The sequence below is a fragment of the Cognatundibacterium griseum genome (assembly GCF_014284195.1).
GTDB classification, from domain to species: domain Bacteria; phylum Pseudomonadota; class Gammaproteobacteria; order Burkholderiales; family Burkholderiaceae_D; genus Undibacterium; species Undibacterium griseum.
In genome coordinates, this window is record NZ_JACOGC010000004.1 from 296705 (window position 1) to 322916 (window position 26212).

Below are 26212 nucleotides of genomic sequence, written 5' to 3' on the forward strand. Positions count from 1 at the left end.
TGAGTTCCGCCATGACCGAATATCTGGACGCACTGGAAACCCGCAATCCGCAAAGCCGGGAGCAAGCACTGATGACGCGCCTGCCGCAGCTGGTCGCGCACGCGCAGACTGCCCCCGGCTGGGCGCACATCCTGCACGGCGTGCCGGCAGCCGATATCCGCAGCCGGCAGGCACTGGCGCAATTGCCGGTGACCAGAAAATCCGATCTCAAGAGCTTGCAACAGCAGCTGCTGCCTTTTGGCGGACTGACCACCACGGAGAGTCGCCAGCTGGGCAGAATATTCATGTCGCCCGGCCCGATATTTGACCCGGAAGGCAAAAGCCCTGACTGGTGGCGCTTTGCACGGCCGCTGCATGCCGCTGGCGTGCGTGCCGGAGACCTGATCCAGAACTGTTTTTCGTATCACTTCACCCCGGCGGCCTTCATGGTCGAAAGCGCAGCGCAACGGCTGGGCTGCACCGTGATTCCGGCAGGGATAGGACAAACCGAAATGCAGATTCAGGCGATGGCTAGTCTCAAGCCGGATGCCTATGTCGGCACCCCAAGTTTTCTGAAAATCATCCTGGAAAAAGCAGCCGACAGCGGCACCGATATCTCCAGCGTGCGACGGGCCGTGGTCGGCGCCGAAGCGCTGCCGCCATCGCTGCGCCAGTGGCTGCAGGCCAATGGCGTGCCGCAGGTATTGCAGATGTACGCCAGCGCGGATATCGGCAATATTGCGTATGAAACCATGAGCGATGGGCAGCTCAATCCCGGCATGGTGCTGGATGAAGACCTGATCCTTGAAATCGTCCGTCCTGGTACCGGCGATCCGGTGCCGGAGGGTGAAGTCGGGGAAATCGTCATTACCTCGTTTAATCCGGACTATCCGCTGATCCGTTTTGCCACCGGCGATATGTCCGCCATCCTGCCCGGCATTTCCCCTTGCGGCCGTACCAACCAGCGCATCAAAGGCTGGATGGGACGCGCCGACCAGACCACCAAGGTCAAGGGCATGTTCGTTCATCCGTCACAGATTGCAGAAGTGCTCAGGCGTCATCCTGAAATCGTTAAAGCCCGCCTGGTGGTCAGCGGTGAAATGGCGAACGATGTGATGACCTTGCATTGCGAAACCGGTGCGGTGAGCGCAGATTTTACATCTGCGCTGATCACTGCGCTGCGCGACATCACCAAGCTGCGCGCCGAAGTGCTGCTGGTGCCGGCCGGCAGCCTGCCGAACGACGGTAAAGTCATTGATGACATCCGCAAATATGAATAAACCCTTTTACTGTAGGTCGCTTCCACGGGATGCCTGACGGCATCCCTTTTTTCATCGCGCATTCAGTGTGGCGACTGCCATGATTTAGCGCAACATGGCGTTGCGTGATGATTGCCGCCAGACAGGGCCTGGAGTATCGTTATCTGTAAAAAAATCCCGCCAGGGAGAAGATTGTTTCACCCTTTATCATCACTACGGAGACTTCATGATGCGCAGCATATTCAAAATATTCAGCCTGTTCTTTTTTTCCTTCATCCTGAGCACTGCGGCGATTGCGGCAGAGCATGGCACGGCACAGGAAGCGGAAGCGATGGTGAAAAAAGCCATCGCCTATATGAAGACTAACGGACAGGAAAAAGCACTGGCTGAATTTAATAATCCGAAAGGAAGTTTCGTCGACCGCGATCTGTATGTCTGGGTGGCAGAAAACAACGGCAAGGCCATTGCACACGGCGCCAATCAGCGCCTGGTCGGTAAAGACCTGCGCACCTTGCGGGATGTCGACAACAAAGCCTTCATCGAAGAAATTATGACGATGGCAAACAATAAGGGAAAAGGCTGGGTCGATTACAAATGGCCGAATCCGGTCACTAAAGCGATTGAAGCGAAATCCACTTATTTTGAAAAGTCCGGCGATCTGATTTTCGCCTGCGGCATCTACAAATAAGGTCAGCAAAATACCAAAAAAAGGGCGCAGTCTGCGCCCTTGTTCATGTGTGCTGATGCTGAGTAACGGTCAACGGTCATGACCATTGAGCAGCGGTATTGTATCTGTTGCTCAGTTGGATTCCTTGATCAGGCGTCCTGACGTTTTCTGGATTGGCCGTGCATTCATCGGATACAGGCGGCTGAAGATGGCAAGCTGTTCCGCTGAAATTTCTACCGGTTCTTTCATGACCAGCCACAGCACGCCTTCTGTACATGGCGGTGCTGTCAGCGACCCCATATAGGTATAGTAATCGCGCTTCACCGGCAGCAACTGGTTCATATCCATCGCGACCAGTGCCTGCTGCGCTTCATTTTTTTCCAGCGGCAGATTATTCCATACCTGCTGCACCAGGCTGTGCGGCTTGCCGCGCTCCAGCAGCACGGCGACCACGGCCAGCTTGCCTTCGGTATCCTGATGCACCAGATGCGCGACCATTTCAAAACTCTTGCCATTGACCCGTTCTTCGGACGGTTTGTGGAAATGGAATTGCACCAGTTCGTAACGGTGTCCCAGCACGGTGATGTAATTTCCGGCGGCGATATTGACCCGTATCGTATGACCGTTATCGATCACGCTGAAGCCGGAAGCCTGATAATCAAAGCCGATAGGATCAAGATCGACGCGAATGCCATCCCGGATATCAATCGGCGACTGCCGCTCGCCATTGTCGCATTTGGCGTTGGCGGGACTCAGCTTGCCCCAGTTCTGGGGCCCGCTCTCACCCTGATAACTCCAGTGCGCCGGGTTCGGCGGATTCAGCGCTGCCGCCACGGCAGCCGGACCGTGCTCTGCATCGCCTTTTACTTTCGGGGATTCTGCTTTTCTGGCTGGTGGTACATAAGGAGCACTGCGCGCGACGGAACGCTGCGATGCCCTTGCCAGGTCTTCCTTGTCTTTGCGCAAAGTGGCAAGCCGCTCCGCGATGCGCACAGCCAGTTCATCCGGGCTGATGGATTCTTTACCGGAATCTTTACTGTCCTTGCTGTCTTTCGACGATTTGCGCGCGTCCTTGCTGTCTTTATCTTTACTGTCTTTATTATCCTTACCGTCTTTGCTGTCCTTACTGTCCTTCTCCTTCGACGATGCGCTGTCATCCTTGGCCGATGCCTGTTTAATCGGCTTGGAGGAGGTGGACGTGCTGTCGCTGGCCTGTGCGGCGGGGAACGCCAGCATCAGCGATAGCAAAAGAACAGGAAAACGGCGCGGTAATGAAGGCATGATGGGACGGAGGTGAGCAGAGGATATTCCGGTTACGGCAGCGCCTGCCGCAAACTTGAGTTCCGCACAGCAATTTTCAACATCCCTGCATTCAGACAGCCAGCCCCAGCCTTGCCCTGGCAGCCTGATATTCAGCGGTCAGGCGGCGCACCACCTCGGCCACAGAAGGCGCATCCTGCATCAGGCCGACGCCCTGACCAGCACCCCAGATATCGCGCCAGGCTTTGGCTTTGCTGCCGCCGCCCGAACTGAAATTCATTTTTGATTTGTCAGCGACAGGCAGATTGTCCGGATCGAGTCCGGCGGCAATGATGGATTTTTTCAGATAGTTGCCATGCACCCCGGTAAACAGGTTGGTGTACACGATATCTGCGGCCGCAGAGTCAATGATCGCCTGACGGTAAGCGTCGTCAATATTCGATTCCTGCGTCGCCAGCCAGCGCGAACCGATATAGGCAAAGTCCGCGCCCATGGCCTGCGCCGCCAGAATCGCATCGCCTGTCGCAATCGCACCGGACAAAGCAATCGGTCCATTGAAGAAGCGACGTACTTCGCCCACCAGCGCAAAAGGCGACAGGCCGCCAGCATGGCCACCGGCACCGGCGGCCACCAGGATCAGGCCGTCCACACCGGCTTCCAGCGCTTTTTCTGCGTGGCGTATCGAAATCACGTCATGCAGCACGATGCCGCCGTAACTGTGAATCGCATCAAGCATCTCATGCGGCGGAGCACGCAGAGAGGAGATGATGATTGGAACCTGGTGTTTAACGCAGACCTCGACATCATGCGCCAGGCGGTCATTCGACTGATGTACGATCTGATTCACGGCAATCGGCCCGACCCACTGTCCGGGATGTGCACGCTGAAATTCAGTCAGCTCCTGCTGCAAATCCGTCAGCCAGGTGTCGAGCAGTTCGGCAGGCCGGGCATTCAGTGCCGGGAAGGAGCCGACAATGCCGGCCTTGCACTGGGCAGCCACCAGCCGGGGGCCGCTGGCGATAAACATCGGTGAAGCAATCACCGGCAGTGCCAGATGCTGCAATACGGCGGGTAAATGGGAGGAATTCTGCATCAATGCTCCTTTCAGGCACGCAACACCGGCTGTTCCGGCGGAGGTCTGTGCTGGATTAACGGGACAAGGGTCTGCTATGATCTTATCAGAAAAAGCACGATTGTTCGGAATTTGATGCATCCCTGTTCCGGATAGCCTGATCATACTTCCGCAGCAGGCTCTGTTCCCTGTGGCGGCCACATTTCACCCCTTCAAGGAACCTTCCATGAGCTATCAATGTTTCGATTTCAGCATCGATCAGAAAATTGCCCATCTGCGCTTTAACCGCCCGGATGCCATGAACACAATGCAGCCGGTATTCTTCCGCGAGCTGATCAGCATCCTGCAACAGCTGCAGCGTGAAGCCAGTGCGCGGGTGCTGGTGATTTCCTCTACTGGCAAGCATTTCACAGCCGGGATGGCGCTCGATGTGTTTGCCGCTGGCGGCGGCATCACGCTGGACGATCAACAGGCGGTTGGCCGCGCCAATATCGCGCTGGTGCTGCAGGATATGCACCAGTCTTTCAATCTGATCGAGCAGTTGCGGATGCCCGTCATTACGGCAATCCACGGCGGTTGCATCGGTGGTGGCGTCGATCTGATCTGCGCGGCGGATATCCGGCTGGCGAGCCAGGATGCATTCTTCTGCATTCAGGAAATCAATATCGGCATGACCGCCGATCTGGGCACGCTGCAACGACTGCCAAAGCTGATCCCGGAAGGCCTCGTGCATGAAATGGCGTATACCGGACGCCGCCTGCCGGCAGCGCGGGCGCAGGCAGCAGGACTGGTCAACGAAGTATTTGAAACGCAGCAGGCAATGCTGGATGCCGCCATGCAGATGGCCAAAGAAATTACGGAAAAGCCGCCGGTTGCCATCTGGGGCAGCAAACAGGCAATTCATTATGCGCGCGACCATTCCACGCAGGACGCCTTGCAGCAAATGGGCTGGCTGCAATCGGGTATCTGGCAGAGCGCCAATCTGATGGAAGCCTTCATGGCGAAACAGCAGGGGCGCGCGCCGCAGTTTGCCGATCTGGCGGCATTGCACCCGTTCAGTGAAGCGCCTTACCAGCTCAAGTAAAGTACCGTGCAGGCGCTGCAGAAAAGCGCCGGGGAATGCGCAACAGCCAGTCTCAGCGCTGGCTGATCAGAACACCGGATTCCAGCCGCGCAGCGCCGGCACGCACCAGTTCAGCGGCAATCTGCTCCACCAGATCGTGTTCCGGTAAATCCAGCTGCCGGGCGGCGGCCTGCATCAGACGACTTTGCCTCAGCTGCTGCCGGACCACGTCAAAGCTGATGGCACGCTGCTCCAGCAACAAAAATGCCAGCAGCACCTTGATGGCGTTGCGGGCATTGCGCCGGGTATCTGCCGCCAGAAAATCGACCCGGCTCTGCGCCCTCGCCAGCGCGCCCCGCACATCGGTGAAAGGCGCCCCGTGACCGGGAATCACCAGCCGCACATCCAGCTCACGGATAGTCTGCAAAATCGCAGCCTGCTCCGCAAAACCCGATTCACCTTCCAGCTCAGGAAAAATCACACCGAAGCCGTTTTCCCACAATGCGTCGGCGGAAATCAGCAACGCCTGCTCGGGACAATACAAAATCATGGAATGCGGATCGTGTCCCGGCGCGCTGAGCACCTGCCACGTCAGATCACCCAGCCTGAGCACATCACCATGCGCGATGCAGCCATCATGCCGGAAACGTTCGCACTGTTGCCCGGTGGAGGCATACGGCAGACGGTCTTCGTCCCAGTCGGCCACGGCACTGGCCTCCTGTACCGGAACCAGCGTGCGGCAGGCGTAATGCCGCTGCAGCAAAGCATTGCCGCCACAGTGATCGGAATGCAGATGGGTGTTGATCAGCAAGTCCAGCGGCCGCCCCTGCAGCGCATGCCGGACCAGCGCCAGCGTCTGCTCTGCATGGCTCAGATAACCGGAATCGACCAGCGCGGTGTCGTCCCTCCCCATAAACAAAATGTTATTGGAAGACAGCCAGCCCCGTTCAAACACCCGCATGCTGGCAGGAAGAACGATAGCGGTATCCGGAGCAGTCATGGTATGCGGTGGAAGTTAAAACATGCGCTGGCGGATCAGTCGCCAGAGGCGCAATTTTTCCTGATCGGCCGCGGTACTCCAGCGGGTGATTTCTTCTATCGTGCGGAAACAGCCGGAACACCAGGCTTTTTCCTGATCCATGCGGCAAATGCCGACGCAGGGCGAGGGCACGGGCACGCCATCTGCATGCACATCGGGATCAAATTCCGTCAAAATACTCATCCATCATCCTGTCTTCAGTGACTCGCCACATCGGCCACCGGCGCACCAGTCATGGCAACCAGCTGTTGCGGCGTCAGACTGAACACCGCATGCGGATGACCGGCAGCAGCCCAAACTTTTTCAAACTGCAGCAAATCCTGATCGATCAGCATGACCGTATTGCCGACATGACCGACCGGACATACGCCGCCGATCGCATAGCCAATTTTTTCACGTACGAAGCGTGCGTCAGCTTTGGACAAAGGGCCGACCAGCGCGGCGACTTTCTGTTCATCGACCCGGTTTGCACCGCTTGCCACCACCATCACGGCAGCATCATCACCGGTCCGGCGAAACACGATTGATTTGGCGATTTCCGCCACGCTGCAACCCAGCCCTGCGGCAGCTTCGGCAGAGGTGCGGCCGGTTTCCGGCAGCATCACGACCGGATATTCATGGCCCATTGCCTGCAGTAAATCCGCCACACGGCGGGCGGTTTCCGGAAGTGATTGTCCGGCGGATATGTGTTCTGGCATCTCTGTTTTTCCTGAATGAAGGACAGATAAAACCCTGTCCGGCTCTGGTTCTGCAGAACATTTATAACACAGCACCGGACAGCCTGCAGTCAGCCGCCCCAGCTTGCCAGCAATTCCGCATGTTCGGGTGGAAAATCCAGACATTTCAGACCGGCGCGGTATTCGCTGCCGCTCAGTATTGTGTAGATGAAGGTCGCCTTGCACACCACCTGAGTGCGGGCCGAGGCATCGCGCGGACTCGGTACTTCCATCATCATCTGATAGTCCTGTTTTTCTTTCAGCATGACCCCCACCTGCATCTGAATTCCGGCGGCAGAGAAATTAACGATTTTGGCGGGGACAATCCTGCCTGGAACAACCTGAACAGCGGCACGCCATGAGACAGCAAGGCGCAGATTAATACGGGAATCACTCATAAAACACAACCATCACAGCAAACACAGCAAAAATAAGCAGACATCAGAATCAACATCCGATTGTAACAATGAAACAGAAAAAACTCAGGTACCCCGACAGGCCGTCATACCGCGCCAGATTGCCGATTCTGCAAATAAGCGATGACCGATCCGGCCACCATCCTGCCGCTGGCAAAACAGGCGGTCAGCAGGTAACCGCCTGTCGGCGCTTCCCAGTCCAGCATTTCGCCGGCACAGAACACACCGGGGCAGGCTTGCAGCATCCCGTCCGATTGCATTGCGGAAAACTGCACGCCGCCGGCGCTGCTGATGGCTTCATCAATCGGTCGCGTCGCCTGCAAAGACAGCGGCAGATGCTTGATGTGCCGCGCCAGCACATCCGTTGCCGGCGACTGCTGCTGGAACTTTCCCAGCACCTCGTGGAGTAAAGCCGCCTTGAGCGGATCCAGTCCTAGCCTGCTCTGCAGGAAACTCGTCCAGGAACGTGATCCGCGGCCGCTGGCCAGCGCCTGGGCCACCCAGTCAGGACTGCGGTCCGGCAGCAGATCCAGCTCCAGCACTGTCTGGCCGCTGGTATGAATCTGTTCCCGCAAAGCTGAAGACAGCGCATAAATCAGGCTGCCTTCCACACCGCTCTCCGTGATCACAAATTGCCCTTGCCGCATCGGTGCGGCACCACCCTGCACCCGCGCCGCGACCGTCAGCACCGGATGTCCGGCGAAACGGTGGCGGAAAAAATCACTCCATGGCCGCTCAAAACCACAATTCGCCGGCTGCAACTGCGCTACCGCAACACCACGCTGGCGCAGCCACGGCACCCAGGCACCGTCAGAACCCAGCCGTGCCCAGCTGCCGCCACCGAGCGCCAGCACAACCGCGTCGGCCTGTAACAATTGCTCACCTTCGGGTGTGGTAAAGCGGAAAAATTCTCCCGTCGGGTCCCAGCCCTGCCAGCGATGCCGCATATGAAAACGGACACCCTGCGTGCGCAGCCGGTGCAGCCAGGCGCGCAGCAGCGGGGCCGCTTTCATATCGGTGGGGAAAACGCGTCCTGAGCTGCCGACAAAAGTTGCGACACCCAGCCCTTGCGCCCAGGCGCGCAGCGCATCTGCATCAAACGCTTCAATCATGCCGCGCAATTGCTCCGCCCGTTCGCCATAGCGTGCCATGAAAGCAGGAAACGGCTCGGAATGCGTGAGATTCATGCCGCCTTTTCCTGCCAGTAAAAACTTGCGCCCGACCGAGGCCATGGCGTCATACAGATCCACGCTCAGTCCGGCAGCCGACAAGACTTCCGCCGCCATCAGACCCGCCGGGCCGCCGCCGATGATCATCACGCGCACAGCAGACGGCGCAGAAGCATGGTGACCGGCAGGAACAGACAATATAGGCATAGCGGCTGGCTGTGTCGTTGTGGCAGATTCAGTCCCGGACTGAACAGGCAATGGTTGAAAAGAAATCGGGGCGTCATCATACGACGGATCGGTGATGGACAGGCAGAATTCAGCGCAATTATTCCATATTGATGCCAGTATCCATCCCACCGCCGGACAGACGACAGTCTGGCCGATGAGGATATTTTTCTCAGTCCGCGAACCGTTTTGCCTTCATGCCGCCTCTTATGCACAACCAGCTCCAGCCGGCATTTCCAAACCGGTCGTGTGCCGCTGATTGACGGCGCTCAATCACTGGTCATTCAGCAGTCATACGCCGGTCTGATTTACCGTCTATATTGTGAGCAGCAGGCTCGCCAGGCTGTATTCCGGTTAATTTTTTGTTCACCCACGAAAAGGATTTCCATGACAAATACACTCCGTTTTTCCGGCCTCCGCGCCCTGATCCTGTCTGTTGCGGCGCTGGCTGCAGGCACTGCAGCAGCGGAATCGCTGAATGTGCAGGCCACCATGATTCCGAAAGAACAGATCAGGCTGGACTTTAAAGACGGCTCCGGTCACTTCGTGCTGATGGTGCGCCGTGAGGGACAGGCCAGCGGCACCGGCCTGCTGGATGGCGCGCAGATCGTTGAATATGGCCGCCATGACATCGTGCCGGGCGTCGCCGGCGACCCGAGCGGCTATCTGGTGGTGACGAAAGGCGAAGGCAATGTCGCTTATCTCAAATGGACGGTGCGTGCCGTGTTCCTGCCCGGCAAGGACGGCAAACCGGAAATCCATGATAACGGCTTCTGGGAAGTGGTTTCCGGTACCGGCAATTTCAAAGGACTCAAAGGCGCCGGCACCCTGCATATCAAATCAGTCAACCCGACTGACCGCGTCTTTATTCTGGATGGCGAAATCAGTGCCGCCCGCCAGCCATAAGGAAAAACGCCATGATATCCGCCCACATGCAGACCCATTCCAGCCTGACCTGCCCGGTGTGCGGCCATGCCGAATTGCTTGAAATGCCCACCGCATCCTGCCAGTTTTTCCATGAATGCAGCGCCTGCCATGCGGTGCTGCGCCCCCTGCCCGGCGACTGCTGCGTATTCTGCAGTTTTGGCAGCGTAAAGTGCCCGCCGGTGCAGGACAGGGAATCATGCTGTCATCCTGCAGCAGAAAAAACATGAATACCTGGGGGAATCTCCATATTCCGCTCAACTCATCAGGAAACATTGCGCATCGTGCATGAACCCTTAGATCATCTGCTGAATTATTTTTCCCTGCGTGCCGGTGTTTTTTACACTGGCAATATCTGTGGTTTACATGATTTTGAACGTGATCAGACACATGGGCATCTGCATCTGATCAAAAATGGTCCGGTTCAGTTGCTTGAATCCGGTCAGCCCGCCATCACGATTCTTCAGCCTGCCCTGTTATTTTTACCCAGACCCGAAAAACACAGGTTACTGGCGAATGACCGTGCGGGTGCCGACGTAGTCTGCGCCAGCATTGTGCTGGGCAACAGCGTTCATCAACCGATCTCAGACTCGCTGCCCGACCGGGTGCTGATTGCACTGGATCAGATACCCGGTATCAACGCGATTCTGGCATGGATGTTTGAAGAAGCTTTTGAAAACCGCAGTGGGCGACAAGCTATCCTCGACAAACTCTGCGAAATTCTGATCATCAGGATGCTGCGCTACTGCCTGGAACGAGGTGTGATCGCTGGCGGCACGCTTGCCGGGCTGGCAGACCCTCAGTTATCAAAAGCACTCGAAGCGATCCACCAGAATCCCGGGCTGGACTGGACAGTCGCCGTCCTGGCAACCAGAGCGGGTATGTCTCGCGCACGCTTTGCCGATCGTTTCCACCAAGTTGTCGGTAAACCACCCGCCGACTATCTGACATCCTTTCGTATCATGCTGGCACAACGTCTGCTGGCGCGTGGCCGCCCGGTCAAAGCGGTGGCACTGGACGTCGGTTACGGCAGTTCCAGCGCATTACACCATGCCTTTGTGCGGAAACTCGGTATGTCACCGTCAGATTGGCTGAAAGCACAGTCTGACATGCATGAAAAATGACACAACAGGTAAAACCGAGACGCCGGGACAAGATTCTGAGACGCTGAAACATCCTGACAGCGCCCTGACTCTTTACCATACAGTGAGGCTGATCAATAGCAATGCCAGATCAGCGGTTACGTCATCACTCATTCCATATCAAGGAGCCGTCCATGTCATATCTTCAAACCCTTACTGCCGTTGACCACGCTTTAGCACAAGGCCAGCAAAAAGAAATGCTGGATACTGCGCGTCAGCAAGTCGGCTTCATTCCGAACATGTATGCCAATATGGTCAATGCTCCGGCCGTCCTGAGTACATACCTGCACGGTTATGGCCTGTTCCGGGGTGAATCAGGTTTTACACCTGCCGAGCAGGAAACCGTGTTTCTGGCAGTCAGCCAGGTCAATGGCTGCAGCTACTGTACCGCAGCGCACAGCATGATCGCTGACAAAGTATCCGGCGTCCCGGCTGCGGTACTCAGCGCCATCCGCCAGGGCACACCGATTCCGGATCACAAGCTGGCTGCGCTCTATGCACTGACGCAGGAAATGGTGCGTACCAATGGCCGTCCTGCTGATGAAAAGCTTACAGCATTTCTGCATGCTGGCTACCAGGAGCAGCACATCCTTTATATTGTCCTGGCAATTGCCGTCAAAGTGCTGAGCAATTATTCCAACCATGCTTTTGGAACACAGGTCGATGATCGTTTTGCTGCTTACAAAATCGAATGAGTGATTCCTGGTAATTTTGTACGGCAACCGCAGTCCGTCCGCAACGACGGACTGCGGTTGCACTCAGTTTTCCGGTGAATATGCGTCAAACAGCACGCACACCGACAGACCGCGTCCGTGCAGCCCCTGTTGCAATGACAGTCTGGCCTGATGGGTGTCGGCGATGTTTTTTACAATCGACAGACCCAGCCCGCTGCCCGGTGTGTTGGCATCGGATAAGCGGAAAAACCGTTCAAAGACCCGTTCGCGCATCTCTTCCGGAATCCCGATCCCGTCGTCGGCGATCTGCAGACAGACCTGATCGTCCTGCCTGCTGCAGGACAGCTGCACCTGTCCGCCGGCCGGGGTGTAGCGCAATGCGTTATCCATCAGGTTGCGGAACAGGATCAGCAGGCTGTCGCGGTCCATCCGCACCAGCGCCGTCTGCAAACTGGCGTCGAGCCGGATACCTGCTTTGTCCGCCTGCTGCTGCCATGCCGGTAATTCATCGCGCAGCAAACTCGCCAGATCCTGCGGCAGCATTGGCAAATGCTTGTCGTAGGGTGGCTCCAGCCGCGCCAGCGTCATCAGCTGGCCGACCAGACGGGTGGCACGGTCGATGCTGGCGGTCAGGCCGGCGAGCGCTTCTTCGCGGTCCTGCTGGTTACGGGTTTTCTGGATCACCTGCAGATTGGTCTTGATGGCAGCCAGCGGCGTACGCAATTCATGGGCTGCGTCCGAAGTGAAACGCTGCTCGCGTTCACGGCTCTGGGTGACGCGCTCAAACAGGCGGTTCAGCGCATGCAACAGGGGCTGCACTTCGTCCGGCGCATCTGCCAGGCGCAATTGCCGCAGATCGTTCGGCATGCGCTGCGCCACGTCGTCCGTGACCTGCCGCAGGCTGCGAAATACGCGATTCACCAGCCACCAGAGGCCGGCAACCAGCAACGGTACGATCAGCAGCACAAACAGCAGCAGCTTGTAGGCAAAACGGCCGCTGATTTCTTTGCGGTGGCTGCTCGGCTCCACCACCTGAATCTGCAGATTATGCGCACTGTCCCAGCTGGTATAGCTGCGCCATTGCTGGTTGTTCATCCTGATCCAGCCGAAACCTTCGCTGCCCTCGCCGTCTGTGACGAAAGGGGTTTCCGGCGCGCCGGTGTTTTTATAGATCAGATGATGCTGCCCGTCCCAGACCTGAAACAGCAGGTACTGGTTATGTTTCTGATTATTGGATTCCGCCAGCGCCGGAGCGGTGCGCCCGGCATGTTCGGCGAGTTCATGGTTCGCCAGCGACAGCAGCAGATGCGCGGTTTCGGCCAGCGACTGGTCAAACAGCTCGCGGCTTTCGGTATCGGCATCCAGATACACCACCACGGCGCTGAAACACCAGACTGTGACCGTGAGTGACAGCACCAGCCCAAGCAGGGTGCGGCGCAGGGACCAGCCTGCCGCTTCAGCGCGCATCATGGCTGCCCCTCGCCAGCCGGGATTTTGTCGATCACATAACCGACGGCATGAATGGTGCGGATCAGTTCCTTGCCAAGCTTTTTCCGCAGATGATGTATATGCACCTGAATCGCATTACTTTCGATTTCCTCTCCCCAGCTGTACAGCGTTTCTTCCAGCTGTTCGCGGGTCAGCACCTGGCCTGTGTGTTCCAGCAGCATCCGCAAGACGCCGAATTCCTTGACCGTCAGAGGTACGGACTGGCCATGCAGGCTGACCTGCCGGGCCGCCATATCCATCGCCAGCGCACCGTGCTGCAGCACTTCATGCGCCCGTCCGTGCGCACGCCGGCAGGCCGAGCGGATACGGGCCGTCAGCTCATCCAGATCAAACGGCTTGATGATGAAGTCATCGGCGCCGGCATCCAGCCCGGCGATGCGGTCGGGAATCTGGTCGCGCGCGGTCACGATCAGCACCGGATTGGTAAAACCGCTCTGGCGCAATTCGCGCAGCAAAACCATGCCGTCCGCTTGCGGCAGACCGAGATCAAGCAGCACGCAGGCATAGTCATGCGACCTGAGCGCAGACCGTGCGCTATCGGCAGTCTGCACCCAGTCGGTGGCATAGCTGGACAGATCCAGCCCCATCTGCGTGGCGCGTCCCAGTTGCGGATCATCTTCGACCAGTAATACACGCACGGACTTTTCTCCTGATATGGCTGTTGCGAATGCAATGCATTGTAACTGCCGGTTGTTAAGAAGTTCTTAAGTTCTTCCGCTCAGAATAGCCCCCATTCCAAAGTGGAGCTTTGCATGATGACGAACAAACACTCCTTTTTCCCTCCTTCACCAGCTTCTTTACCGGATGCCATACTGCCCGTCCTGCGTCTTGCCGCGCTGGCCTCGGCTCTGCTGTGCACCCAGACGTTTGCCGCCGGCAGTCATCAGGTCAGCCTGAATGCTGAGCAGCTGCTGCGCGCAGGTGTGAAAACCGAAGCCGTGATCAGTGCTCCGGCAACGAATGGCGCCGTCAATCAGGGTGGATTGCATTTGTCCGGCACGGTGATCGCCTCGGCCAACGCAGTGAATGTGGTCAGCAGCATGGTGGGCGGCGTGGTGCGGGAAATTCATGCCAGCGCCCTGCAGCCTGTGCGCAGCGGGCAGGCGCTGATCAGCCTGTTCAGCCAGCCGCTGATGGAAATGCAGCGCGAATATTTGCAACTGGCGACACAGGCAAAACTGGCGCGGGAAAAGCGGGAACGCGACGAAGCGCTGCTGAAGGAAGGCATCATTGCGCAGAGCCGTCTGCAGGACAGCCGGGCAGCGGCGCTGCAGGCCGACATTGCCGCCAAAGAACGCTACCAGAGCCTGCGCAGCGCCGGCATGAGCGAAACCGCCATCCACAACCTGCTGACTCAGCAGCAATTGAGCCCGGTGCTGGTGCTGGCTGCACCCGCAGGCGGCACGCTGAGCGAAATGCAGGTCAGGCCGGGACAGCGCATCGAAGCAGGCATGCCGGTCGCCAGCATCAGCAAAGACGCGCCGTGGTGGCTGGAATTGCAGGCTTCAGCCCAGCAGGCGGCACAAATCCGCCCGGGAGACCTGCTGCAAGTCAGCAACTGCGCCACAGCGAAGGTGAATGCCGTGGCGGCGCATGTCCAGAGCAGTAACCAGACTGTCCTGATCCGGGCGCAAGTCACGCAAAACAGCCAGTGCCTGAAGCTGAACCAGTTTGTCGAAGCCGTGCATCAGTCGGCACAACAGGCTCCCGGCAGCCTCGGCGTTCCGCTGCGCGCCCTGTTCCAGAGCGCCAGGGTTCATTATGTGTTTCTCAAAAATGCGCAAGGTTTTGAAGCCGTCAGAGTCAGTCTGCTGAGCCAGGATGCCAGCCATGCCTGGGTGAGCGCACCCGGCAAACAGCTGCAGCCCGGCAGCCAGGTCGCCACCCAGGGTATCGTGCAGCTCAAAGGCGCGCTGGCAGGCTTGGGCGCTGAAGAAGGCGGGGGACAATAATGCTGTCACGTCTGATTGCTTTTTCCCTGGCGCAGCGCCTGCTGGTGGCAGTCGCCACGCTGATGATGATTGCCGCCGGCTACCAGGCTTTCCGCGGACTGCCGATTGACGCGTTTCCGGATGTGTCAACCACGCAGGTCAAGATCATCATGAAAGCGCCCGGCATGACGCCGGAAGAAGTCGAGGCACGCATCGTCGCGCCGATTGAACAGGAATTGCTGGGCATCCCCCGGCAAGTGATTCTGCGCTCCCAGTCCAAATATGCAATCGCCGACATCACGCTCGATTTTCAGGATGGCACCGATGTGTTCTGGGCGCGCCAGCAGGTCAGCGAACGCCTGGGCAATGTGATGAAAGACCTGCCTGCCGCCGTCAGCGGCGGTCTGGCACCGATCACCACGCCGCTGGGCGAAGTGTTCATGTTCACAATCGAAGGGCCGCTGTCGTTGATGGAAAAACGCAGTCTGCTGGAATGGACGATACGGCCGCAGCTGCGCAATATTCCCGGCGTGGCCGATGTGAACTCGCTCGGCGGCATGGTCAGAAGTTTCGAGGTGATTCCCGATCCCGACGCGCTCGCGGCGCGGCAATTGTCGCTGAGCCAGTTGCAGGCAGCGCTGGAGAGCAACAACCGCAATGATGGCGCGGGCCGTCTCGCCAGCGGCGAGGAATCGCTGCTGGTGCGCAGTGACGGCAATATCCGCACACTCGACGATGTGCGGGCGATTGCCATCACACAGCGCGGCGGTAATGCCATTCGGATTGGCGACGTCGCCACGGTCCGCACCGGTCAGCTGACGCGCTACGGCACGGTCACCAAAGATGGCAAGGGCGAAGCGGTGGAAGCACTGGTGCTGGCGATGCGCGGTGCCAATGCGCAGCAACTGGTCAATCAGCTGCGCGAACGGTTGGTCACGATCAATCAGTCTTTACCGAAAGGCACCGTCATCAGGCCGTTTTACGACCGTGGCAATCTGGTCGAACGCGCCGTCAATACGGTGCAGAAAGCGCTGGCGGAAGCCACTGTGCTGGTCGTGGTGCTGCTTTATCTTTTCCTCGGCAATGTCCGTTCGGCGCTGGTGGTGGCCTGCATCCTGCCGCTGTCTGCGCTGGGCACCTTCCTGCTGATGGATAGTTTCGGACTGTCGGCCAACCTGATGTCGCTTGGCGGGCTGGCAATCGCGATTGGCATGCTGGTCGATGCGGCCGTGGTGGTGGTGGAAAATGTGGAAGCGCACAGTGAAAACCAAGGCCAGCCGGTGTTGCCGAGGCTGCACGTGATTTACCGGGCCGTCAAGGAGGTCGCTGTTCCGGTCACGGCAGGCATGCTGGTTATCATGATCGTGTTTCTGCCTTTGCTGTCTTTGCAGGGGCTGGAAGGAAAGCTGTTCATCCCGGTAGCGCTGACGGTGATCTTCGCGCTGGCCTCGTCGCTGCTGCTGTCGCTGACGGTGATCCCGGTACTGTCTTCTTTTTTCCTCAAGCAGGAACACGAAGGTTCGCCGCGTCTGGTGCAGCGCATGGAAGCCGCCTACCGCGCCCTGCTGAACCGTGCGCTGCGGCACAGCCGTCTGGTCAGTATCGCTGCGGTGAGCGTACTGGTGCTGACAGCCTGCCTGTTTCCCTTTATCGGCAAATCCTTCATGCCGGTACTGGATGAAGGCGACATCATCATGCAGATTGAAAAACTGCCTTCGGTCAATCTGCAGGAATCGGCCCGCATCGATCAGGCGATCCAGCTGCGGATTCTGGAACGGGTGCCGGAAGTCACCAGCATCGTGGCGCGCGCCGGCTCGGATGAGCTGGGGCTCGATCCGATGGGGTTGAATGAAACCGATACCTTTCTGGTGCTGAAGCCGCGCCATGAATGGAAAGTCAACGATAAAGAGGCACTGATCGCGCAGTTGCGCCATGTGACCGCCGAATTCCCCGGCCTCAATTTCAGCTTCACGCAGCCGATTGAAATGCGGACATCGGAAATGCTGTCCGGCGTGCGCGGCGACCTGGCCATCAAGATTTACGGCCCGAACACCCAGACCCTGGGCAGTCTGGCGGAACAGATCGTGAAGGTGGTTTCCGGCATCAGCGGCAGTCAGGATGTGTTGACGGTCAACAATGACGGCGTACAGTATCTGCAGGTCGATATCCGGCGCGAAGCAGCAGGCAGACTGGGGCTCAGCGTGGAGCAGATCCAGAATGATCTGCGCATGCTGGTAGAAGGCCGTATCAGTGGCGTGGTGATTCAGGAAGGACAGCGCCTGCCGCTGCTGATCCGCGGCAGCGACCAGATTCAGATGTCGCCGGAACTGTTCCGCCAGCTGCGGCTGCCCATGGCGGACGGTCAGGCGATTGCGCTCTCGCAGATTGCCGATCTGCGCGTGCTCGAAGGGCCGGTCAAAATCGAACGTGAAAATTCGTCCCGGCTCACCGTCGTGCGCGCCAATGTGCGTGACCGCGATCTGGTCAGCTTTGTAGAGGAAGCGAAAATCAAAGTCGCCCAGCAGGTCAGACTGCCTGCCGGTTACCGCCTGAGCTGGGGCGGGCAATTTGAAAATCAGCAGCGTGCGGCGGCACGGCTGGCGATTGTCATCCCGGTCGCGCTGGCCCTGATTTTCCTGCTGCTGTTCACCACCCTGCACAGCATCCGGCAGGCATTGCTGGTGTTTGTGAATATTCCGTTCGCGCTGGTGGGAGGCGTGATCGCACTGGCGGTAACGGGCGAATATCTGTCGGTACCGGCATCGGTCGGATTCATCGCGCTGATGGGTATTGCGGTACTCAACGGCCTGGTGATGATCAGTTATTTCAATCAGCTGGTGGCACGCGGCATCCCGCTGCCGGAAGTTGTCTCAGAAGGGGCATTACGCCGTTTCCGCCCGGTGATGATGACTGCCAGCATCACCGCCTTTGGTCTGATACCACTGCTGATGGCAACCGGGCCCGGTTCGGAAATCCAGAAACCGCTGGCGATCGTCGTCATCGGCGGACTGGTCTCGGCCACGCTGCTGACGCTGATCCTGCTGCCTATCCTGTTTCAACGCTTCGGCATTCCGCCCGTCACCGGCGCGGCGGATGGCAACAAAGCCTTAACGGAAAAAAATCACTCGGCGCACCACTTACCGGAATGAACACCTATGACACACACTGAAACACACGCTGACGCCATCAAAGATGCGCTGCTGCATCTGGCGATTCCCCGCACGCTGGAAGAAGAAATCGCCGACTTTCTGCTGCTGCATCCGGCGCTGGCAAGCGGCTTTACCATGATTGATGCGCAAGGCATGGGACAAGGGGTCAGTCTGCTGAGCGCAATGGAAAAAGTACAGGGCCGCTGCAAACGCAAGCTGATCCTGGTGGCAGGCACCAGACCGCAATTGCTGCATTTGCTGGCGCTGCTGAAAAAAGAGCTTCCCAGTCCTGACGTCGCCTACTGGATCACGCCATTGCTGGCGTTCGGGAGGCTGGCATGAAGCGGCGCAGCTATTTCCTGCTGGCAGCACTGCTGGGGACACTGGCATCCGGCGCACAGGCAGCACCACCCGCCGAGATACCGGCCGATCTGTCCGCCATTCTGCCGCCACGACAAACGGTGCAACAGACGCTGGAAAACCTGCCGGCTCTGCGCACCGCCCGCCTGCAGCAGGACATGGCAGCGGCCAGCCGTCAGAAACTGGAATCGGGAAGCCATGAATGGGTGCTGCGCACAGGCCAGACACGGCGTACCGAAGCCACAGGCCAGTCGCTGAAGGATCAGGAAATCGCGCTGGAACGCCCGGTGCGCTGGTTCGGTAAAGCCGGAAAAGATGCCGCCATCGGCGAAAAACAGGTCAGCCTGGCGCAACTCGCCTATGCCGATACCTGGCACGAAGCAGGCCGGACACTGCTCAGCGACTGGTTCGACACGCTGCGCGCCAGCGTCTACCGGCAAAAACTGGAAGAACAGCTGGAACTGTCGCGCCAGCTGCGGCAACTGACAGAAAAACGGGTCAGGGCCGGTGATGCCGCACAGATTGAACTGGTGCAGGCAGACACCGAACTCCAGCGGCTGGCAGCGCAATGGCAACAGGCGCAGATGCGGGAAGAACAGCAGATGCAATTGTTCAGCGCCAGTTATCCCGGTTTGCAACCGGTGCCGCTCCAGACGCTGCCCGCGCCGTTACCGGCCGGTCTCAGCCAGAATGCCTGGATCGACCTGATCATGGACGATAACCATGAGCTGGAACTGGCGGAGGAAGAAGCCGCCTTGTCCCGCATGCAGGCCAGCCGGATCGCCAGCGACGCCATGCCCGACCCGACGATCGGTATCCGCGTCTCACGCGAACGCGATGGTCAGGAACGCTTGCTGGGTATCAGTATTTCGATTCCCCTGTCCGGCAGCGGACGGACGGCGGACAGCAGCATGGCGCAGGTCAGGGCACGCATCTCGGCGGAAAAACACAGCCTGACCCGCATGAAAGTCCTGCGCGATGCACAGCGCGTCACCCGGGAGGCCGGACATCTGTACACCATCTGGCAAAGCCAGCAGCAGGTGCAGCAGCAAAGTCAGGCACAGGCGGCGACCATGATGCGGGCATATCAGCTGGGTGAAGCTGCCTTCAGCGACACCCTGCAGACGCGCCGCATGGCGCTCGAATCCAGTCTGACTGCCGCCACGGCACAGCTCGATGCCTTGCAGGCGCATGCGCGGCTGGAGCTGGATGCACACCGGCTGTGGACGGTGGACTGAACAGGCTCCGGGATATGTGCAGTTCTTAAAACTGTCACGGAGAACAAAAAAGGCAGCGCATGGCTGCCTTTTTTTGAGAGCAACTTAGTCTGTATTCAGTGCGTATTCGGTGCGCCGTGCAAAAGCCCGGCGCCGGATACGCACCGGTTTAACGGAACCATGCCTGCTGATAATGGCTGCGGTAATCGTTCGCCGGATCAAACGTGTTGCGCGCACCGCCGTCATAAGCAATATTCTGCGCAGTCACCAGATGCACCGGTGTCACATAACCGCTGGGCTGGTCGCCGGACATCGCGCGGTTCAATTCATCCACCAGTTGCCAGGCGTGCATCGCCAGCGGCTCGGGCACGGTGCCGGTCTGGATGCCGTTGGCGCGAATCCGGCGATACGCCGCCGGTGAGCCATCGCCGGCAGAAATGCCTGTGAGCTTGTTCGCAGCCACCAGCGGCGCCACCGAGGGGGAATCGAGCAGGTCGAAATAAAAATCATTGACGGCGATGGTATGCGTCCATTTGGTGCCGTGGCGTTTCACCAGTGCTTCGACCACGCCTTTCATTTTCAGGTAGGCGTCATTCAGCGGTACGTCTTCCACGCTCAGGATGCGGCAGCCTTCGCATTGTTTCAGCGTTTCGATCATCGCTGCCGATTTGGCTGCCATATAAGGATTGGTGGAGTCGGTGAAAACGACGATACCCGCCTTGCTGTTGGAATCGACGACCGTATAAAGAGCCGCAACCTGCGCCACTTCTTTGGGATTGGAGGTGATGTTGGTAAACAGCCCGTCGGTCGGACCATTCTTGACGGAAGCATGCCAGCCGACGACCGGAACCTTGGCCTTGGCCGCCGCCGCCATGCCCTTGGCCTGGGTGGTGACATCGACACCGGCGAGAATGATGCCGTCAGCCTTCATGTCCAGCGCCTGGGTAATGATAGCCGCCCCCTGGTTGCAGCGGCCGCGGCAATCAATCGGCAGGGTTTCCCACGAACCCGCGGCACCGGCTTCGCGCACGCCGTGGAACACACCGGCAATACCGGCGTCGCTCATGTCGCCGGCAATAAAGATGATTTTCTTTTTCTTCTGGATTTTCGGTCCTTCGACCGGCCCTTCCCATTTGTTTTTCAATGCAGCAGCACGGGCGACCTTGGCATTCGCACGGCTCATGAATTGCATGGGATTTTCCTGGGCTGTGGCGGCGCCGGAGATGAAACTTAACGCCAGCAGCAACACAGTCAGAGTCTTACTAGGAATATTACTAGGAATCGCGATCATGGTTCTCGGTCGGTCAGGTTAAAAAAAACCTGCGTGAAACACGCAGGTACTATTTCATCTTTTCCAGACTGACACCGGCATTGAGCCTGACCCTGTCACACGCTACGACGACAGGTACTTTTCAGAAATGTTCCGCGCCAATCTAACTTGCAACAAATATTTACATTTGCGTTGATTATTGCAGAAAATTTTTCCAAATGAATAGAGTTTCTGTACCAGGATTAACGATATGGAATTTAATTCAACCCAATTGAATCTGAACAATATTTTGAACTATATAAAATAAATATAGCCATTCAAAATTTTGTTCCGTGCGGCAACATTGAGTGGTCTGATTACTATTTACAACATTTCCTTTCGTTTTTAAGCCGTTTTATTTCCAGATAATGTCTCCGGAACCGTGTTTTTCCAGTTGGCGGCGCACTGGATTTCCCTGAATAAACAAGTCGCCGCTGCCCAGCAGCCGCCCGTTCACCTCTTCGCTGACGCTGACCCTGGCGTCGCCGGAACCCATCGACTGCACATTGAGCGTTGCCAGGCGGAATGCCGCCGCATTCAGATTGCCGGAGCCGGACAATCTGGCGCTGAGCGCCTTGCCCTGACCTTTCAGTAGAGCGTCGCCCGAACCGAGCATATTCAGCTCCAGCATGTCGTTGCGGTCCAGTTGCAACTGCAGATCGCCGCTACCGCTCATATTCGCCTGCAACTGCGTGAATTCGCCCTCCAGCATCACGTCACCGGAACCGTGCATCCGCAGATCGAGTTTGCTGCCTTTGAAGCCTTTGATATTGCCGTCGCCGCTGCCGCTGAACTGCAGTTTTTCAATCGCCGGCAACGTCAGTTCAACCCGGGTCGCCTCGCTCTTGCCGAGCGAGATGAAAATGCCGCGGGTCGCCACATAGAGCGTATTGCCTTCGATGCGGGTGGTCACGCGCGCCACCAGTTTCGGGTCACCCTTGATGAACAGCTCCGGCGTGGCGCCCGGCCGCAGCAGCAGGTCCAGCGGTCCGCTCATCACCACATTCACGATCCGTGCTTCCACTTCGCGCCGTTCGCTGGCAAGCGCGCCGCTGGCTGCATTGCCGCTGGCGGATGGCCCCGCAGCAACGGCAGCGCTGGCCGCGACCGTTGCTGCGTGGGCGCGGATCACCAGAGCCGATGCCGCTGTGAGAACGACGGATAAAGCCAGCAAGGTGACGCCGGTGCGCAAGATATGTTTCATGATGTAATCCTTTCATTCAGATAAATTTTTCCCGATGCGGGCAGCGTCAGGCGACGCTGCCCGCTCTGAGCAGGTTCAGATTCCATTCCAGATAAGTCCTGAATCCGCGCCAGGTATAGCGCGTGAGCCACATGCAGGACATCAGCAGCAGGATGCCCGCAGCGATCATGCCGCTGCCCTTGAGCGCTTCGGCAGCACCGAATTGTCTGCCCAGAAAAATGGAAATGCTGTCTGTGGGAGGCTGATGCGGCGCGGCAGCGGACGCTTCCGGCACCGCTTTACCGCCAGCCACGACGCCTGCCGCATCGATATTGACTTCAATCTCCCGCTGCAGAACGCTCATGGAATGGTGTTTGGCCGGCAGGCTCAGTCCTTGCGGAAATTCGATCGTCACGTGCTCCGCGCCGGAAAGCGCGACTCCCGTGATCAGCACACCGGACAGATACAGCACCAGCGCTGCGATATAAGTCGCGCACAGCGCCGAGCAGTACACCAGCGCCGGTATCGCCATCAGCAAATTGAATGTGGCCAGCCCGAACAGCGCCACCACCAGGTGCCCAAGGCGACTAATGCTAAAACGCTGCCGCAGCGCCTGATAGTGCAGGCGGGCGCGCTTCTGCGCTACGATCAGCTGAGGTTTTGGCAGGCGGCTGATGATTTCCTGCTCGATCTCGCCCGCCATCATGCCGTCGACAAACTGGCCCTCGTAATCCCACAGGATTTCTTCCTGCACCGGCCCGGGGAAATCCTGCAGGGCGAGTTTCAGGGTATTCATGTATTCCGTCTTGTCCATCACACACTCCGTCCGGTCATTCCAAGGTCTGTGAAAAGCTGGGGACAGAATACGAAGCCGGAAACAGGAATGCCAGCGCGATGCGACAGTGCGCTGAATCACCGGCATCAAATGCACAAATCGCCGATTGGACGGCGGCTCCTGCGGGGAGCTCAGAACCGGTGCGGCACGGCAATGTCGTCCGAACCGTCCGGTTGTTCGCGCGCCTTTTTATGGCGGCAATGCGTGCTGATGATCCTGGCGCCGGACCTGCATCCAGGCAGACAGCCGTTCCACCGCTGCGGCAGGCAACTGCAAACCCAGATGAGAACGCCGCCACAGCACATCGTCAGCCTGCTGCGCCCATTCGTATTGCATCAGATAGTCAAGCTCGCGGGTACACAGGCCGGGCGCCAGCCATTCGCCCATATCGGCCATCTGGCGGCAGCCTTCCAGCAGACGATGCAGCCGTGTACCGTAGGCATTCACATAGCGCTGCACCAGCGCTGGCGGCAGCCAGTGGTAGCGCTGCTGGCAACTGGCGACAAAATCCGCCAGACCGGTGACCGAACGCACGTCGGGCACGGTTGCCGCGATATCGCCGCCCGGCAGGCAGGCGTGCGCTGTCCAGGCGCCATGCCGGTTGCCCAGCAGCGGGGCCAGCTGGTCCAGCGCTTCTTCCGCCAGCTTGCGGCAGGTGGTGATTTTTCCGCCCCAGACCTGTAACAGCGGTGCGGGTTGCGGCGTCAGCAACAGGCGATAATCGCGGCTCAGCGCGGCTGCCTGCGCCCCGGTGCCATCGCCCGCCAGCAATGGCCGGACACCGGAAAAACTGTGCACCACATCAGCGGGCCGCACCGGCCGGGCAAAATAAGAAGACGCCAGCCCGCACAGATAAGCAATCTCATCCGCGCTGATCTGCGCCTGCCCCGGGTCATCGTGCTGGTCGACATCGGTGGTGCCGATCAAAGTGAAATGCTGCTCATACGGCAGGGCAAACACCACCCTGCCATCACTGTGCTGCAACAGGTAAGCACAATCATGCGCAAACAGCGCGGGCACCACGATATGACTGCCCCTGACCAGCCGCAGCGGAGGAATCGCCGCCACTGGCTGCTGCAGCACGCTGCGGGCAGTCTGCGCCACCCACGGCCCGCTGGCATTGACCAGGCTGCGCGCCGTGACGCGCTGTCGTCTGCCGCTGCGCGTTTCCAGCTCCAGCCGCCAGATGCCGGCCTCCGCTTGCGCCGATACGCAACGGGTGCGGGTCAGGATTTGCGCCCTGCGCTCTGCGGCATCCAGCGCATTCAGCACGACCAGCCGCGCATCGTTGACCCAGCCGTCCGAATAGGCAAAACCGCGGCGGTACCTGGCCTGCAATGCCTGCCCTGCCACATGGGTGCGCAGATCGACAGCAGCGCTGGCCGGCAGGATCCGGCGTGACGCCAGATGGTCGTACAGCAGCAGGCCGAGCCGGATCAGCCAGGCCGGACGCTGGTCTGCCGTATGCGGCATGATCAGGCGCAGCGGATGAATCAGGTGCGCGGCGGAAGACATCAGAATTTCGCGTTCCTGCAGGGCTTTGCGCACCAGTCCGAATTCGCCGTATTCCAGATAACGCAAACCGCCGTGGATCATCTTGCTGGAGGCCGAGGAGGTATGTGCAGCCAGATCGTCCTGTTCGCACAGCAGCACGCTCAGACCGCGCCCGGCAGCGTCGCGCGCAATGCTGACGCCGTTAATGCCGCCGCCGATCACCGCCACGTCCACCGGCTGACCGGCACTGCGCCCGGTACCGGCTTCCGGTGCAGAGCCGGCTATCCCGTTCATCGCCGGCGCGCCGGATTCGGCATCCAGCCGATGCCCTGCGCATGCAGGCTCTGGATGTATAAACGCTCCGGCGTTTCAGTCACGCCGGTGGTTTCCGGATATTTACCGCTCGGGTCCTGCAGGTCCCGCTGTATTTTGCCGTTTTCATCAAACGCCAGCACATGACCGTAAGCCGGCGGCACCGGCCACAGGAAGCGCGGCAGACGCAGCGTGATGCTGCGCAGCCAGGGTTTGTCTGCCATGCCGTCAATCGCCGCACCGCGCGGCTTGGCAAGGCCGACCCAGATCCGGCCATCAAGACCGCGCATCAGGTTATCGGGATAACCGGGCAGATCGCGCAGCACCGGCTGCGCCCGCTTTCGGTCGGCCTTGTTTTTCAGATGCAGAACGGGTGCATGCAGGGCAATTTTCCAGACCCGGTATTCCCCGGTTTCAGCAACGAACAGCGACTGCTCATCCTGACTCAGTGCAATGCCGTTGGCAAAGCAGATCTGGTCGGCAATCACATGCGCCTGCCGGCTGACAGGATCGTATTCAATGATGCGGCCGGTCGATGAGTGTTCCAGAATGTCGAGCACACTGGCCTGAAAGGTGCCGCCGTATTCGCGTGCGCCGAAACGCTGGCTGGCATCGGACAGATAGATTTTGCCGTCCCGCGCCACAACCACGGCATCGGCATACAGCAAGGGCGTGCCATCCACCTGATCCAGCAGCACGCTGATCTGACGCTCCGGACTGATCTGCAGCAAACCGCGGTAGGCATCGGCGGCAATCAGGTTGCCATGTGCATCAAACGCAAAACCGAGCACCCGGCCACCGGTATTGACCCAGGTTTCCTGCTGGCTGCCATCCGGTTGCATGCGTAAAATCGCGCCGGAACTGACTGCCGCATACAGCCAGCCATCGGGGCCCAGCGCGATGTGCTCCGGGCCGGTTTCTGCACCGATCCTGATCAGCTGCAGTGCCGCCAGCTGCTCGTTGCGCGCATGCGGCGGCGCGTAACCGGTGAACGGCGTGGCCTGCCAGGCAACCGGATTCACCGGCACCGGCGCCAGCAACAGATACGCCGCCAGCAGTGTCAGCAATAACAGCAAACCGCCCAGAATGCGCCAGCACCATGTTTTCAGCACGTCAGTCTCCTTGTTGTGTCTGCCTGTCCGGAAAGCGGGTAACGGCAACGCGCCGCCGCTACGCTCCTGAAAATGTTAATACAGAAGCATCTTGGCATACCGGCAGCTCTTACGCCAAGTGGTTCCGGTGAGCGGAAGCGCTGCGGGCGGCGCAGGGTGGCAAAACGTACGAACGCAAGTGCGCCGGAGAATTGGC

Annotated in this window: 25 protein-coding genes; 11 read left to right on the forward strand and 14 right to left on the reverse strand. The window is 58.9% G+C overall.

The genetic code is table 11. The features are described 5' to 3' along the window. The first annotated feature begins 11 nt into the window (after window positions 1-11). Window positions 12-1259 (forward strand): phenylacetate--CoA ligase family protein, encoded by a 1248-nt coding sequence (locus H8K27_RS11895; protein WP_186863387.1) that lies wholly within the window; start codon window positions 12-14, stop codon window positions 1257-1259. Between the two features lie 205 nt (window positions 1260-1464). Then, window positions 1465-1926 carry a cache domain-containing protein gene (locus tag H8K27_RS11900; protein WP_329604388.1) on the forward strand — a complete coding sequence of 154 codons (462 nt, stop codon included), beginning with the start codon at window positions 1465-1467 and terminating at the stop codon, window positions 1924-1926. A 111-nt stretch (window positions 1927-2037) separates the two neighbouring features. On the opposite strand, the gene H8K27_RS11905 is transcribed toward H8K27_RS11900, so the two are convergent. Then, a complete protein-coding gene (locus H8K27_RS11905) occupies window positions 2038-3186 on the reverse strand; it encodes a carbonic anhydrase (protein WP_230419216.1) in 1149 nt (382 codons plus the stop codon). 91 nt (window positions 3187-3277) lie between these two features. Beyond that, complete coding sequence (locus tag H8K27_RS11910) at window positions 3278-4258, reverse strand: NAD(P)H-dependent flavin oxidoreductase (protein ID WP_186863388.1); 981 nt, start codon at window positions 4256-4258, stop codon at window positions 3278-3280. Between the two features lie 205 nt (window positions 4259-4463). Here H8K27_RS11910 and H8K27_RS11915 point away from each other — a divergent pair, with 205 nt between their 5' ends. Continuing rightward, window positions 4464-5321 carry an enoyl-CoA hydratase-related protein gene (locus tag H8K27_RS11915; RefSeq protein ID WP_186863389.1) on the forward strand — a complete coding sequence of 286 codons (858 nt, stop codon included), beginning with the start codon at window positions 4464-4466 and terminating at the stop codon, window positions 5319-5321. A 52-nt stretch (window positions 5322-5373) separates the two neighbouring features. Here H8K27_RS11915 and H8K27_RS11920 read toward each other — a convergent pair whose 3' ends face one another. The 5 genes from H8K27_RS11920 to H8K27_RS11940 form a co-directional block, all read right to left on the reverse strand. Continuing rightward, window positions 5374-6300: an MBL fold metallo-hydrolase gene (locus tag H8K27_RS11920; RefSeq protein WP_230419218.1), complete on the reverse strand. Its 927-nt coding sequence runs from the start codon at window positions 6298-6300 to the stop codon at window positions 5374-5376. A 15-nt stretch (window positions 6301-6315) separates the two neighbouring features. Beyond that, entirely contained in the window at window positions 6316-6522 is a 207-nt protein-coding gene (locus H8K27_RS11925) for a DUF1289 domain-containing protein (protein WP_186863390.1), read from the reverse strand. Between the two features lie 14 nt (window positions 6523-6536). Continuing rightward, entirely contained in the window at window positions 6537-7037 is a 501-nt protein-coding gene (locus tag H8K27_RS11930; protein WP_186863391.1) for a YbaK/EbsC family protein, read from the reverse strand. A gap of 89 nt (window positions 7038-7126) precedes the next feature. After that, window positions 7127-7453, reverse strand: coding sequence for a hypothetical protein (locus H8K27_RS11935; RefSeq protein WP_186863392.1), 327 nt, complete (start codon window positions 7451-7453; stop codon window positions 7127-7129). 104 nt (window positions 7454-7557) lie between these two features. After that, window positions 7558-8847: a BaiN/RdsA family NAD(P)/FAD-dependent oxidoreductase gene (locus H8K27_RS11940; protein WP_186863393.1), complete on the reverse strand. Its 1290-nt coding sequence runs from the start codon at window positions 8845-8847 to the stop codon at window positions 7558-7560. Between the two features lie 405 nt (window positions 8848-9252). Between H8K27_RS11940 and H8K27_RS11945 the strand changes: the two genes are divergently transcribed. The 4 genes from H8K27_RS11945 (at window position 9253) to H8K27_RS11960 (ending at window position 11626) form a co-directional block, all read left to right on the forward strand. Then, complete coding sequence (locus H8K27_RS11945; RefSeq protein ID WP_230419220.1) at window positions 9253-9771, forward strand: hypothetical protein; 519 nt, start codon at window positions 9253-9255, stop codon at window positions 9769-9771. Window positions 9772-9782: 11 nt separating this feature from the next. Beyond that, on the forward strand, window positions 9783-10019 hold the full coding sequence (locus tag H8K27_RS11950) for a GDCCVxC domain-containing (seleno)protein (RefSeq protein ID WP_230419224.1): 237 nt from the start codon (window positions 9783-9785) through the stop codon (window positions 10017-10019). Between the two features lie 54 nt (window positions 10020-10073). After that, the gene (locus H8K27_RS11955) at window positions 10074-10913 is read left to right on the forward strand and encodes an AraC family transcriptional regulator (RefSeq protein WP_186863394.1); all 840 of its coding nucleotides are present in this window, start codon (window positions 10074-10076) and stop codon (window positions 10911-10913) included. A 152-nt stretch (window positions 10914-11065) separates the two neighbouring features. Further along, window positions 11066-11626 (forward strand): carboxymuconolactone decarboxylase family protein, encoded by a 561-nt coding sequence (locus tag H8K27_RS11960; protein ID WP_186863395.1) that lies wholly within the window; start codon window positions 11066-11068, stop codon window positions 11624-11626. 63 nt (window positions 11627-11689) lie between these two features. Here H8K27_RS11960 and H8K27_RS11965 read toward each other — a convergent pair whose 3' ends face one another. Both H8K27_RS11965 and H8K27_RS11970 read right to left on the reverse strand, forming a co-directional pair. Further along, window positions 11690-13075, reverse strand: coding sequence for an ATP-binding protein (locus H8K27_RS11965; protein WP_186863396.1), 1386 nt, complete (start codon window positions 13073-13075; stop codon window positions 11690-11692). Continuing rightward, the gene (locus H8K27_RS11970) at window positions 13072-13752 is read right to left on the reverse strand and encodes a response regulator (RefSeq protein ID WP_186863397.1); all 681 of its coding nucleotides are present in this window, start codon (window positions 13750-13752) and stop codon (window positions 13072-13074) included. Before H8K27_RS11970 ends, H8K27_RS11965 begins: the two co-directional genes overlap by 4 nt. Window positions 13753-13866: 114 nt before the next feature. Here H8K27_RS11970 and H8K27_RS11975 point away from each other — a divergent pair, with 114 nt between their 5' ends. Genes H8K27_RS11975 through H8K27_RS11990 form a run of 4 tightly spaced genes read left to right on the forward strand, consistent with a single transcriptional unit; the run spans window position 13867 to window position 19792 of the window. Continuing rightward, window positions 13867-15066 carry an efflux RND transporter periplasmic adaptor subunit gene (locus H8K27_RS11975; RefSeq protein ID WP_186863398.1) on the forward strand — a complete coding sequence of 400 codons (1200 nt, stop codon included), beginning with the start codon at window positions 13867-13869 and terminating at the stop codon, window positions 15064-15066. Next, entirely contained in the window at window positions 15066-18194 is a 3129-nt protein-coding gene (locus H8K27_RS11980; protein WP_186863399.1) for an efflux RND transporter permease subunit, read from the forward strand. The genes H8K27_RS11975 and H8K27_RS11980 overlap by 1 nt, the downstream gene beginning before the upstream one ends. A gap of 6 nt (window positions 18195-18200) precedes the next feature. Further along, complete coding sequence (locus tag H8K27_RS11985; protein WP_186863400.1) at window positions 18201-18536, forward strand: DUF3240 family protein; 336 nt, start codon at window positions 18201-18203, stop codon at window positions 18534-18536. Then, on the forward strand, window positions 18533-19792 hold the full coding sequence (locus H8K27_RS11990; RefSeq protein WP_186863401.1) for a TolC family protein: 1260 nt from the start codon (window positions 18533-18535) through the stop codon (window positions 19790-19792). Before H8K27_RS11985 ends, H8K27_RS11990 begins: the two co-directional genes overlap by 4 nt. A gap of 148 nt (window positions 19793-19940) precedes the next feature. Here the strand turns inward: H8K27_RS11990 and H8K27_RS11995 are convergent, their stop codons facing one another. The 5 genes from H8K27_RS11995 to H8K27_RS12015 all read right to left on the reverse strand — a co-directional run bounded on the left by H8K27_RS11995 (window position 19941) and on the right by H8K27_RS12015 (window position 26016). Further along, entirely contained in the window at window positions 19941-21062 is a 1122-nt protein-coding gene (locus H8K27_RS11995; protein WP_186863402.1) for a substrate-binding domain-containing protein, read from the reverse strand. A gap of 373 nt (window positions 21063-21435) precedes the next feature. Next, window positions 21436-22284, reverse strand: a complete 849-nt coding sequence (locus tag H8K27_RS12000; protein WP_186863403.1) for a head GIN domain-containing protein — start codon at window positions 22282-22284, stop codon at window positions 21436-21438. 46 nt (window positions 22285-22330) lie between these two features. Beyond that, complete coding sequence (locus H8K27_RS12005; protein WP_186863404.1) at window positions 22331-23077, reverse strand: DUF1700 domain-containing protein; 747 nt, start codon at window positions 23075-23077, stop codon at window positions 22331-22333. Between the two features lie 210 nt (window positions 23078-23287). After that, on the reverse strand, window positions 23288-24886 hold the full coding sequence (gene glpD / locus H8K27_RS12010; protein ID WP_186863405.1) for a glycerol-3-phosphate dehydrogenase: 1599 nt from the start codon (window positions 24884-24886) through the stop codon (window positions 23288-23290). Next, entirely contained in the window at window positions 24883-26016 is a 1134-nt protein-coding gene (locus tag H8K27_RS12015; RefSeq protein WP_329604389.1) for an SMP-30/gluconolactonase/LRE family protein, read from the reverse strand. Before H8K27_RS12015 ends, glpD begins: the two co-directional genes overlap by 4 nt. Window positions 26017-26212 lie beyond the last annotated feature (196 nt).

Coding starts and splice junctions, on each gene's coding strand:
- H8K27_RS11900 (WP_329604388.1), top strand. CDS start 1,465: ATGATGCGCAGCATATTCAAAATATTCAGCCTGTTCTTTTTTTCCTTC.
- H8K27_RS11925 (WP_186863390.1), bottom strand. CDS start 6,522: ATGAGTATTTTGACGGAATTTGATCCCGATGTGCATGCAGATGGCGTG.
- H8K27_RS11930 (WP_186863391.1), bottom strand. CDS start 7,037: ATGCCAGAACACATATCCGCCGGACAATCACTTCCGGAAACCGCCCGC.
- H8K27_RS11910 (WP_186863388.1), bottom strand. CDS start 4,258: ATGCAGAATTCCTCCCATTTACCCGCCGTATTGCAGCATCTGGCACTG.
- H8K27_RS12000 (WP_186863403.1), bottom strand. CDS start 22,284: ATGAAACATATCTTGCGCACCGGCGTCACCTTGCTGGCTTTATCCGTC.
- H8K27_RS11950 (WP_230419224.1), top strand. CDS start 9,783: ATGATATCCGCCCACATGCAGACCCATTCCAGCCTGACCTGCCCGGTG.
- glpD (WP_186863405.1), bottom strand. CDS start 24,886: ATGAACGGGATAGCCGGCTCTGCACCGGAAGCCGGTACCGGGCGCAGT.
- H8K27_RS11980 (WP_186863399.1), top strand. CDS start 15,066: ATGCTGTCACGTCTGATTGCTTTTTCCCTGGCGCAGCGCCTGCTGGTG.
- H8K27_RS11895 (WP_186863387.1), top strand. CDS start 12: ATGACCGAATATCTGGACGCACTGGAAACCCGCAATCCGCAAAGCCGG.
- H8K27_RS11945 (WP_230419220.1), top strand. CDS start 9,253: ATGACAAATACACTCCGTTTTTCCGGCCTCCGCGCCCTGATCCTGTCT.
- H8K27_RS11935 (WP_186863392.1), bottom strand. CDS start 7,453: ATGAGTGATTCCCGTATTAATCTGCGCCTTGCTGTCTCATGGCGTGCC.
- H8K27_RS11985 (WP_186863400.1), top strand. CDS start 18,201: ATGACACACACTGAAACACACGCTGACGCCATCAAAGATGCGCTGCTG.
- H8K27_RS11915 (WP_186863389.1), top strand. CDS start 4,464: ATGAGCTATCAATGTTTCGATTTCAGCATCGATCAGAAAATTGCCCAT.
- H8K27_RS11960 (WP_186863395.1), top strand. CDS start 11,066: ATGTCATATCTTCAAACCCTTACTGCCGTTGACCACGCTTTAGCACAA.
- H8K27_RS12005 (WP_186863404.1), bottom strand. CDS start 23,077: ATGGACAAGACGGAATACATGAATACCCTGAAACTCGCCCTGCAGGAT.
- H8K27_RS11965 (WP_186863396.1), bottom strand. CDS start 13,075: ATGATGCGCGCTGAAGCGGCAGGCTGGTCCCTGCGCCGCACCCTGCTT.
- H8K27_RS11975 (WP_186863398.1), top strand. CDS start 13,867: ATGATGACGAACAAACACTCCTTTTTCCCTCCTTCACCAGCTTCTTTA.
- H8K27_RS11940 (WP_186863393.1), bottom strand. CDS start 8,847: ATGCCTATATTGTCTGTTCCTGCCGGTCACCATGCTTCTGCGCCGTCT.
- H8K27_RS11995 (WP_186863402.1), bottom strand. CDS start 21,062: ATGATCGCGATTCCTAGTAATATTCCTAGTAAGACTCTGACTGTGTTG.
- H8K27_RS11990 (WP_186863401.1), top strand. CDS start 18,533: ATGAAGCGGCGCAGCTATTTCCTGCTGGCAGCACTGCTGGGGACACTG.
- H8K27_RS11905 (WP_230419216.1), bottom strand. CDS start 3,186: ATGCCTTCATTACCGCGCCGTTTTCCTGTTCTTTTGCTATCGCTGATG.
- H8K27_RS11920 (WP_230419218.1), bottom strand. CDS start 6,300: ATGACTGCTCCGGATACCGCTATCGTTCTTCCTGCCAGCATGCGGGTG.